Annotated in this window: 7 protein-coding genes; 6 read left to right on the plus strand and 1 reads right to left on the minus strand. The window is 72.5% G+C overall.

The annotated features are described in order from the left end of the window. Positions 1 to 79 precede the first annotated feature (79 nt). Positions 80 to 1114 carry a cell wall-binding repeat-containing protein gene (locus tag FQ330_RS10580; RefSeq protein WP_192575926.1) on the minus strand — a complete coding sequence of 345 codons (1035 nt, stop codon included), beginning with the start codon at positions 1112 to 1114 and terminating at the stop codon, positions 80 to 82. An 89-nt stretch (positions 1115 to 1203) separates the two neighbouring features. Between FQ330_RS10580 and dapA the strand changes: the two genes are divergently transcribed. The 6 genes from dapA to FQ330_RS10610 all read left to right on the plus strand — a co-directional run. Beyond that, positions 1204 to 2175, plus strand: a complete 972-nt coding sequence (dapA, locus tag FQ330_RS10585; protein WP_128189564.1) for a 4-hydroxy-tetrahydrodipicolinate synthase — start codon at positions 1204 to 1206, stop codon at positions 2173 to 2175. A 103-nt stretch (positions 2176 to 2278) separates the two neighbouring features. Next, a complete protein-coding gene (locus FQ330_RS10590; RefSeq protein WP_263970132.1) occupies positions 2279 to 3952 on the plus strand; it encodes a ribonuclease J in 1674 nt (557 codons plus the stop codon). Between the two features lie 291 nt (positions 3953 to 4243). Beyond that, the gene (locus FQ330_RS10595; protein ID WP_146357391.1) at positions 4244 to 5425 is read left to right on the plus strand and encodes an efflux RND transporter periplasmic adaptor subunit; all 1182 of its coding nucleotides are present in this window, start codon (positions 4244 to 4246) and stop codon (positions 5423 to 5425) included. Continuing rightward, complete coding sequence (locus FQ330_RS10600; RefSeq protein WP_146357393.1) at positions 5425 to 6120, plus strand: ABC transporter ATP-binding protein; 696 nt, start codon at positions 5425 to 5427, stop codon at positions 6118 to 6120. Before FQ330_RS10595 ends, FQ330_RS10600 begins: the two co-directional genes overlap by 1 nt. After that, positions 6117 to 7361, plus strand: a complete 1245-nt coding sequence (locus FQ330_RS10605; RefSeq protein WP_146357395.1) for an ABC transporter permease — start codon at positions 6117 to 6119, stop codon at positions 7359 to 7361. Before FQ330_RS10600 ends, FQ330_RS10605 begins: the two co-directional genes overlap by 4 nt. A gap of 79 nt (positions 7362 to 7440) precedes the next feature. Further along, a partial coding sequence (locus FQ330_RS10610; protein WP_146357397.1) for an FtsK/SpoIIIE family DNA translocase occupies positions 7441 to 10102 on the plus strand: 2662 nt, incomplete at its 3' end.

Consider the following 10102-nt stretch of genomic DNA (forward strand, 5'->3'; position numbering starts at 1 on the left):
CGATCCTATGAAGAACCCTCAGCTGTGCGGGGCTCGGCGCGGTAACGATTCGGTCACGCAGGCGGGCCGCACCCGTCGATCAGCACGGCCCGAGGCGCAGCGCCGCATCGCTGAGCGCCGCGGCGCTGCCGAGCCCGATGGTCGCGGTGTAGCCCTGGTTGGAGGCGACCGACGCGAGCAGCGGCGTCACGCTGCCGCTGCACTGCGAGGGGCTCAGGTACAGCGGGGTCCCCGCGAGCGCCGAGAGCACGGCGCCCGACAGCGCGTCGGGGAAGCGCTCGCCGGTCGCCAGCAGGATCGAGCTCGGATCGCCCGCCGGCGGGAACGCCCGGTTGATCGCGATCGCGGTCTCGTAGCGGTTCGCCCCAGCCAGGCGCACCGTGTCGAGGGCGCCGCGAGCCTCCAGCAGCGCCACGTCGGACGACGGCACCGACGGCGTCCCGCCCGCGACGACCAGCGGCACGCCGATCACGTACGGCGCGAGCCGATCGGCCCAGGCGGCGGCGTCTCCGGGGCCGGTGCCGTGCCAGCTGAGCACGATGCCGCCGCCCGTGGCGCCGGCCACGGATGCTGCGACGAGCGCATCCGGGAAGTCGCGGCCCGAGACGAGCCATGCGCGCGTCATCGGGTCGGCCCGCTCGAGGCGCTCGAGCAGCAGCAGCGACGTCTCGACCCGGTCGCGACCGCCGATGCGCGTCAGCCGCGCCCCGGTGCTGTCCCACAGCTGCTGCCGCACCGCGTCGGAGATGGACGCCTCCGACCCCACGATGACGATCTCGGCGGGCTCGAGCCTCGCGAGCTCGCGCATGACGGAGTCGGGCACGCGGTCCGGATGCGTGAGCAGCAGGTGGGCGCGCTCGCGGGCCGCGACGGGGGCCGCGGCGAGCGCGTCGGGGAACTTGACGCCCGACACCAGGAAGACGACCTCGTTGCGGGCCGGGGTGGCGCGGGAGACCGCGACGCTCGTCGCGTAGCGATCCGCGCCCGCGAGCCTCGACGTGGAGACCGCCGCCTCCGCCCGGGAGGCCGGCGCGACCGCCGGGGCGACGATCGAGGCGGCCACGAGCGCGGCGGCGGCGAGGAGCAGGACGGGGGAGCGCGAAGACCGTGGCACGGTCCTTCCTCGGTTCGGCTGGCGGGCCAGCGGAGGTCCTCGGCGACGAGGTGACCGCATCCTATGCGCCCACGCGTTAGCCTGGGGGAGTGAATCCCAATCCCTTCGGCCAGGTGCTCGTCGCGCTCGTGACCCCGATGGGCGCCGACGGCGAGGTCGACTGGGACGACGTCGAGCGGCTCATCGACGACGTCGTCACCCACGGTGCCGACGGCATCGTCGTCTCCGGCACCACCGGCGAGACCTCCACGCTCACCGACCCCGAGAAGATCAAGCTCGTCGAGGTGGCGAAGGCCGTCGCCGGCGACCGGGCGAAGGTCATCCAGGGCGGCGGCTCCAACGAGACCGCCCACGCGATGGACCTCTACCGGCAGGCGGAGCAGGCGGGCGCCGACGGCGTCATGATCGTCACGCCGTACTACAACAAGCCCACGCAGGCGGGCATCCTCACGCACTTCCGGATGATCGCCGACGCGACCGACCTCCCGGTCATCCTGTACGACATCCCCGGCCGCGCAGGCATCCCGATCCGCTACGAGACGCTGCTCCGCGCGGCGAAGCACCCGAACATCCTCGCCGTGAAGGACGCCAAGGGCGACTTCGCCGAGGTGAGCCGCGTGCTCAACCAGACCGACCTGCTCTACTTCTCGGGCGACGACGCCAACGTGCTGCCGCACCTCGCGATCGGCGCCTCCGGGCTCATCGGCGTCACCGCCAACATCGCACCGCGCCCGTACCGCACCATGATCGACGCGGTGAACGAGGGCGACCTCGCCACGGCCCAGGCGCAGCACAAGGCGCTCGAGCCGCTCGTGCGTGCGACGATGACGCACGTGCCCGGCACCGTCGCGACGAAGTACATCCTCCACGGCCTCGGCCGCATCGGCAGCCCGCGCGTGCGCCTGCCGCTCGTCGGCCCCGAGGACACCGAGGCAGCCCTCATCGAGGACGAGATCGCCCTCGTCCGGGGCGTCGACGGCCTCGACCTGAGCCGCTTCCGGCCCGACCGCAACGCGGCGGCCGGCGGCGCGCTGCCCAAGGTGCACGGCACCACCCGATAGGGCCACGGCCCACGCAGACCACAGAGCGCGCGAGGTGCGCGCACCCCACCACATCCGCTCGACCCCGGCACACCGGGGGCGAGTCCCACATGAAGGAGGCCCATTGACGGCCATCACCCAGCCCGCCCCGCTCGAGGCAGGCACGCTCCGCATCTTCCCGCTCGGCGGCCTCGGCGAGGTCGGCCGCAACATGACGGTCTACGAGCTCGACGGCAAGCTGCTGATCGTCGACTGCGGCGTGCTCTTCCCCGAGGAGCACCAGCCCGGCGTCGACCTGATCCTGCCCGACTTCGGCCCCATCCGCGACCGCCTCGACGACGTCGTCGGGCTCGTGCTCACGCATGGCCACGAGGACCACATCGGCGCCGTGCCGTACCTCCTGCGCCTCAAGGCCGACATCCCCCTGCTCGGCTCGCAGCTCACGCTCGCGCTCGTCGAGGCGAAGCTCAAGGAGCACCGCATCAAGCCCTATACGCACACGGTGCGCGAGGGCGAGAAGGAGCAGCTCGGCCCGTTCGAGACCGAGTTCATCGCGGTCAACCACTCCATCCCCGACGCCCTCGCGGTCGCGATCCGCACCCGCGCGGGCCTCGTGCTCCACACGGGCGACTTCAAGATGGACCAGCTGCCGCTCGACGACCGCATCACCGACCTGCGCGCCTTCGCGCGCCTCGGCGAGGAGGGGGTGGATGCGTTCCTGGTCGACTCCACGAACGCCGACGTCCCCGGGTTCACGGCTCCCGAGCGCGAGATCGGCCCCGTCATCTCGCAGGTGATCGCGAAGACGACCGGCCTCGTCGTCGTCGCGTCGTTCTCGAGCCACGTGCACCGCGTGCAGCAGGTGCTCGACGCCGCCGCTGAGAACGGCCGCAAGGTCGCGTTCGTCGGCCGCTCGATGGTGCGCAACATGGGCATCGCCGCCGACCTCGGCTATCTGAAGGTGCCGGACGGCATCGTCGTCGACCAGAAGAAGGCCGAGGGGATGCCGCGCGAGCAGGTCGTCTTCATGTCGACCGGGTCGCAGGGCGAGCCGATGGCCGTGCTCAGCCGCATCGTCAACGGCGAGCACCGCATCGAGGTGGGGGAGGACGACACCGTCATCCTCGCCTCGAGCCTCATCCCCGGCAACGAGAACGCCGTGTTCCGCATCATCAACGGCCTCATGCAGCTCGGCGCGAAGGTCGTGCACAAGGGCTCGGCCAAGGTGCACGTCTCGGGCCACGCCTCCGCCGGCGAGCTGCTGTACTGCTACAACATCCTCGGCCCGCGCAACGTCATCCCCGTGCACGGCGAGTACCGCCACCTGCATGCGGCCGCGCAGCTCGCGATCGACACCGGCGTACCGCGCGAGCGCGCGATGGTCGGCGAGAACGGCACCGTCTGGGATCTCAAGGACCACGAGATCCGCGTCGCCGGACAGCTCGAGATCGGCTTCGTCTACGTCGACGGCTCCTCCGTCGGCCGCATCGACGAGGCCGACCTGAAGGACCGCCGCATCCTCGCGGAGGAGGGCTTCATCTCGATCTTCATCGCGCTCGAGCCGCAGACGGGCAAGGTCATCGTCGGGCCCGAGATCCACGCGCGCGGCTTCGCCGAGGATGACAAGGTCTTCGACGACATCCGCCCCAAGATCATCAAGGCGCTCGCCGAGGCCGGCGAGCAGGGCGTGCGCGACACGCACCAGTACCAGCAGGTCGTGCGCCGCACCGTCGGCCGCTGGGTGGGCACGCGCATCCGCCGGCGCCCGATGATCGTGCCGGTCGTCATCGAGGCGTAGCAGCGCCGGACTGCTGCTGCTTCGCGGACCCCTTCGGGATCGCGGGACCCGTTCGATCGGGTCTCCGCATCCCGGAGGGGTCCGGCGCTTGCTGCAGCGGGTCCCCGGTTCCAGGAAGGGTCCGCGCAAGGGGTCTCCGCACGGGGCTCGCTCCCTCGTCCGCTCGCGCGGCCGATCTCATCCGACAGGATGAGTGCCGGATGCGCATGGTTGCCCTAGGTTGGCAGGCAGGGCGCCGACGCACCACGGCGCTGCCATTCCTCCGCAGGAGGCAGCCGAGAGGACCACGCCGTGGCCGAGCAGCATGACGACGCGCACCCGCTGACCGCCGAGCACATCCCTGCGCGTTCACGTATGGACGAGGCGTTCGCACCCGCCTCGCACGCTGCGATGAGCCCCCGCGAAGCGCGGCGACAGGCTAAGCAGCAGCACCGGCTCGAGGCGCTCGAGCGCAAGCAGCTGCACCGCGCCGAGAAGGCCGCCCGCGGCCCGGGCGCCTGGCGCACCTGGGTGCTGCCGATGCTGAAGATCGGCGTCGCCGCGATCATCGCGATCGCGCTCGTCAAGCTCGCCTTCTTCCCCTCCGGGGAGCCGGCGGTCGCCGACGACCCGATGGCCGGCGCCATGTTCGACGAGCCGGTCGCGATCGTCGAGCGCGGCTCGATCGAGAACGCGGTCTCGATCGACGGCACCGTCGTGCCGGTCGAGGCGGTGCCCATCCGCTCGACGCAGACGGGCATGGTCTCCCGGGTCTACTACGACGACGGGCTCGAGGTCGCCGAGGGCGACGTGCTCTTCACGGTGCGGGTCGAGTCGGAGCCCGAGCCCGATGCCGACGGCAACCTCGGCGAGCCGACGGCCGCCATCTGGAACATGCGCGCGCCCGCGACCGGCACGCTGGTCGGCTTCGACCTGCTCGCCGGGCAGATGATCGACCTGGCCGGCGAGGCGGGCGCGGTGCAGCCGCCGCAGCATCTGGTGCGCGCCTCCGTCGGCGCCGCCGACCAGTACCGGCTCACGAGCCTGCCCGAGTCGGCGACCGTCACGATCGACTCCGGCCCCGCGCCCTTCGAGTGCGCCGACGTCGCCATCCGCCAGCCGACGGGGGAGGAGGCTGCCAGCGGTGCGAGCGCGACCCTCACGTGCGCGGTGCCGGCCGACGTGCGCGTGTTCGTGGGCCTGTCGACGAAGCTCGAGCTCGCCGCCGGCTCGGCATCCGACGTGCTGGTGCTGCCGACGACGGCCGTGCTCGGCAGCGCCGACGCCGGCATCGTCTACCGGCCGACGGTCGGCAGCGACGGCACGCCGGGCGAGCCCGAGGAGGTCCGCATCGAGCTGGGCATCAGCGACGGCTCCGTGGTCGAGGTGCGCGCGGGCCTGTCCGAGGGCGACGAAGTGCTGCAGTTCGTGCCCGGCGCCGTCGATCCCTGCGCCGACCCTGCCACCGCCGACCCGGCCGTCTGCGGGTTCTGATGCCGCTGCTGCACCTGCGCGGCGTCACCCGGCAGTTCGCCACCATCGACGGGCCCGCCCTGCAGATCCTGAAGGGCGTCGACCTCGACGTCGCTGCCCACGACCGGGTCTCGATCGTGGGCCGCTCGGGCTCGGGCAAGTCGACGCTGCTCAACATCCTCGGCCTGATCGATCAGCCCACCACGGGCATCGTCGAGCTCGACGGCGAGCCCGTCGCGCTCATGGGCGGGCGGATGCGCGACCGGCTGCGCGGCGCGACCGTCGGCTTCGTGTTCCAGCAGTTCAACCTCATCGAGGGCCTCACCGCGGCCGAGAACGTCGCGGTGCCGCTGCACTACGGCGCGGGCAGGCGCTACTGGCAGCGCCACCGGCTGGCGAGCGAGATGCTCGACCGCGTCGGCCTCAGCCACCGCATCCACACGAAGGCGACGCACCTCTCCGGCGGCGAGCAACAGCGCGTCGCGATCGCCAGGGCGCTCGTGCGCAGCCCCCGGCTCATCCTCGCCGACGAGCCCACCGGCGCGCTCGACATCGAGACCGGCGGGCGCATCATGGATCTGCTCGACGAAGTCGCCGTCGACGCGGGCGCCGCGCTCGTCACCATCACGCACGACGTCGCCGTCGCCGCGCGCGCCCGCCGCATGCTGCGCATCGTCGACGGCCGGCTCGAGGCGACCGAGCAGGTGGCGGCGTGACCGACGTCGTCGCCGCCATCCAGGACGCCTGGACCGAGCTGCGCATCCACCGCGGCCGCGTGCTGATGAGCCTCATCGGCGTGACGGTCGCGATCGCCGCACTCACCGCATCCGTCGCCATCGGCGAACTGGCCCGCTCGACGCTGCTGGTCTCGTTCGAGTCGCAGAGCGGCCGTGCGGCCACGCTGTCGGTGAACATGTGGCAGGACCAGCAGCCGGGCGGCGACCCGTTCGCCGGCCCCGGCGCCCCCTCGAGCGCCGACTCGCTCGCGATCATCGACGCGATGGATGCTGCGGTGGAGCGCTACGAGATCGAGTACTCGAGCGTGGTCACGGATGCGCAGGTAATGTTCCAGGGCGTCTCCGGCACGCAGGGCGTCGGCGTGCAGGGCGTCGAGCCTGACTACGCGCTCATGCGCCACCTGAGTGTCGCGGAGGGCCGCTTCCTGATCGAGAGCGACCGCGCCCGCCTGGCGCCCGCCGTGGTCGTCAACCGCGGCATGCTCGCCGCGATCGGTGGCAGCCTCGAGGCTGCGAGAACGGTCGAGATCGGCGGCGCGACGGCCGTCGTGGTGGGCGTGGTCGACCGCGGCATGCAGGACGAGTGGCCGCAGGCGTGGATGCTGCCGCGCGACCTGCTGCGCATGCCCGACGCCAGCGGGCCTATGTCGTACGTCAACCCTCCGCGCCTGGAGGCCTGGGTGCCGATCGAGCTGGCCGACGACGGCAAGCGGATGCTGAACCAGGACCTCACCGGGGCGCTGCCGGGCTGGAGCGTCGACACGCAGCGCAGCGACTGGCAGGCGTGGGGCGACGACTACGACCCGTTGCTGCCGCTGCAGCTCACGCTCGTCGGCACCGCCGCGGTGATCCTGCTGCTCGGTGCGCTCGGCCTCATCACCGTCGCGGTGGTCTCGATCCGGCAGCGGGTGCGCGAGTTCGGCATCCGCCGGGCGTTCGGCGCCAGCCGCGGCCGCATCTTCGTCGCCGTGATGCTCGAGTCGGTGGTCGGCACCGTGGTCGCCGGTGGCATCGGCATCGCCATCTGCATCTTCGCCTACCGGCTGCCGGTCGTGCAGGAGCTGCTGACGCAGGGGCTCGCAGGCGCGGCGCTGCCGGGCTTCCCGATGGCCGCCGCGATCACGGGCCTGCTCGTCTCGGCCGCCGTCGGCGCGCTCGCCGGCAGCATCCCCGCGACGATCGCGGTGCGCTCGAAGGTGATCGAGGCCATCCGCTTCTGAATCCCGCGCGCCCGCGCGGATTCCACGGGATTCGGAGTGCCTCCGGCCGCCTGTCGGCGCCGCGATTTAGGGTGTGCGCATGTCGAGATCCACGCCGACGCGCCCCACGGCGCCCAAGACCGCTCCCAAGAGCCGTGCGAAGGCCTCGTCGGGCGGTGCCTCGACCGGCGCCACCACCAAGGTGCAGCGGCAGAGCCGCGGCGCGCAGGCGCAGCCCGTGTTCGAGGACGACAGCCCCGGCATCGGCCAGCGCGCCTGGATGGGCCTCGCGCACGCCACCGGCGGCGCGGCCCGCGTGTTCGGCCGCGAGTCGCTCGCGAAGGACGAGCGCCGCGACGGCGTGCCTTTGTTCCTCACCATCCTCGCCGTCTTCGGCGCGATCGTCGAGTGGATCCTGCCCGCCAACCCGGTCGCGCAGGCGATCTCGGCCTACACCTTCGGCGGACTGTTCGGCCAGGTGGCGATCGCGCTCCCGGTGGTGTTCGTGCTGCTCGCGCTGTGGATGTTCCGCCACCCGGCCTCCGTCAGCGACAACGGCCGCGTCGGCGTGGGCCTCGCCCTGCTGCTGATCTCGGTGGCGGGCCTGTGCCACGTGGTGCTGGGCATGCCGGATGCGTCGCAGGGCATGCCGGCGCTCGCCGACGCGGGCGGCATCCTCGGCTGGGTCGCCTCAGCGCCGCTCGCCGCGCTGCTGACCCCGATCGGCGCGGGCATCGTCTGCGGCCTCGTGGCCCTGCTCGCCGTGCTCGTCATCACCCGCACGGCGCCCAACCGCATCCCCGAGCGCCTCGTCGAGCTCTACGGCTACCTCTTCGGCGTCGAGACCGCGAGCGCCGAGGAGCGCGAGGAGGCCCGCCGCGCGCGCAAGGAGGCGAAGGAGCTCGCCCGCGCCGAGGCGGCCGACGCCGCCGACGACGAGCCGGTCGACGACGATCCCGACGCGCTGCCGTTCTGGCGCCGCAACGCCACCGGGCGCGAGGTCGACCCGGCCTACGACACGCCCGTGCTCATCGACCGCGACCAGCCGACCACCCGCGTCGACGAGGTGCCGGCGGCGACGCCCGAGCCGCTGCCCGCGGCGACCCCGGCGCCCGACGAGCACGACGACTACGCGACCGCCGTGCTCGCCTCGCTCGAGCAGGCGGAGGAGGCGGTGCGCCGCCACACCGGCGAGGTCGCCGAGGCGCCGGCGGCGCCGCCCGCCGCGGCCCCCGCCCCCGCGCGCGAGCGCCCCTACCGGCTCCCGTCGATCGCGTCGCTCGGCCAGGGCGACCCGCCCCGCGCGCGGTCGCAGGCCAACGACGACATCGTCGCCGCGATCACGCAGGTGCTCGGCTCGTTCAACGTCGACGCGAAGGTCACAGGCTTCTCGCGCGGCCCGACCGTCACGCGTTACGAGATCGAGGTCGCGCCGGGCGTCAAGGTGGAGCGCGTCACCGCCCTGTCGAAGAACCTCTCGTACGCCGTCGCCTCGAACGAGGTGCGCATCCTCTCGCCCATCCCCGGCAAGTCGGCGATCGGCATCGAGATCCCGAACCCCGACCGCGAGACCGTCAAGCTCGGCGACGTGCTGCGCTCGCGCGCGGCCGCCGACTCGAAGCACCCGATGACGATCGGCATCGGCAAGGACGTCGAGGGCGGCTACGTCGTCGCGAACCTCGCGAAGATGCCGCACCTGCTCGTGGCCGGCTCCACCGGCTCCGGCAAGTCGTCGTTCGTCAACTCGATGATCACGAGCCTGCTGATGCGGGCGAGCCCGGCCGACGTGCGGATGGTGCTCGTCGACCCGAAGCGCGTCGAGCTCACCGCCTACCAGGGCGTGCCGCACCTCATCACGCCCATCATCACGAACCCCAAGAAGGCCGCCGAGGCGCTGCAGTGGGTCGTGAAGGAGATGGACATGCGGTACGACGACCTCGCGTCGTTCGGCTACAAGCACATCGACGACTTCAACAAGGCGGTGCGCGCCGACGAGATCGTGCTGCCCGCCGGCAGCCAGCGCACGCTCAAGCCCTACCCGTACCTGCTGGTCGTCGTCGACGAGCTCGCCGACCTCATGATGGTGGCGCCGCGCGACGTCGAGGACTCCATCGTGCGCATCACGCAGCTCGCGCGCGCGGCCGGCATCCACCTCGTGCTCGCGACGCAGCGCCCCTCCGTCGACGTGGTGACCGGCCTCATCAAGGCCAACGTGCCCTCGCGCTTCGCGTTCGCGGTCTCCTCGGTGACCGACTCGCGCGTCATCCTCGACCAGCCGGGCGCCGACAAGCTCATCGGCCAGGGCGACGGGCTGTTCCTGCCCATGGGCGCGAACAAGGCGATGCGCGTGCAGGGCGCGTGGGTCGACGAGGCCGAGATCCAGCGCGTCGTGCAGCACGTCACCGGGCAGGCGCAGCCCGAGTACCGCGACGACGTCGCCGAGGTCGCCGAGAAGCGCGAGATCGACAGCGACATCGGCGACGACCTCGAGGACCTCTGCGCGGCCGCCGAGCTCGTCGTCTCGACCCAGTTCGGATCCACCTCCATGCTGCAGCGCAAGCTGCGCGTCGGCTTCGCGAAGGCCGGTCGCCTCATGGACCTGCTCGAGTCCCGCGAGATCGTCGGCCCGTCCGAGGGCTCGAAGGCGCGCGACGTGCTCGTGCCGCCGGACGGCCTCGCCGCCGTGCTCGCCTCGCTGCGCGGGGAGGGCCCGGCGCCGGCCGCCGCGCCGGCCGCACCCGCCGCGCCGCCCGCCGCGGCCG

Source organism: Agrococcus sediminis (genome assembly GCF_007923295.1).
Taxonomy (GTDB): domain Bacteria; phylum Actinomycetota; class Actinomycetes; order Actinomycetales; family Microbacteriaceae; genus Agrococcus; species Agrococcus sediminis.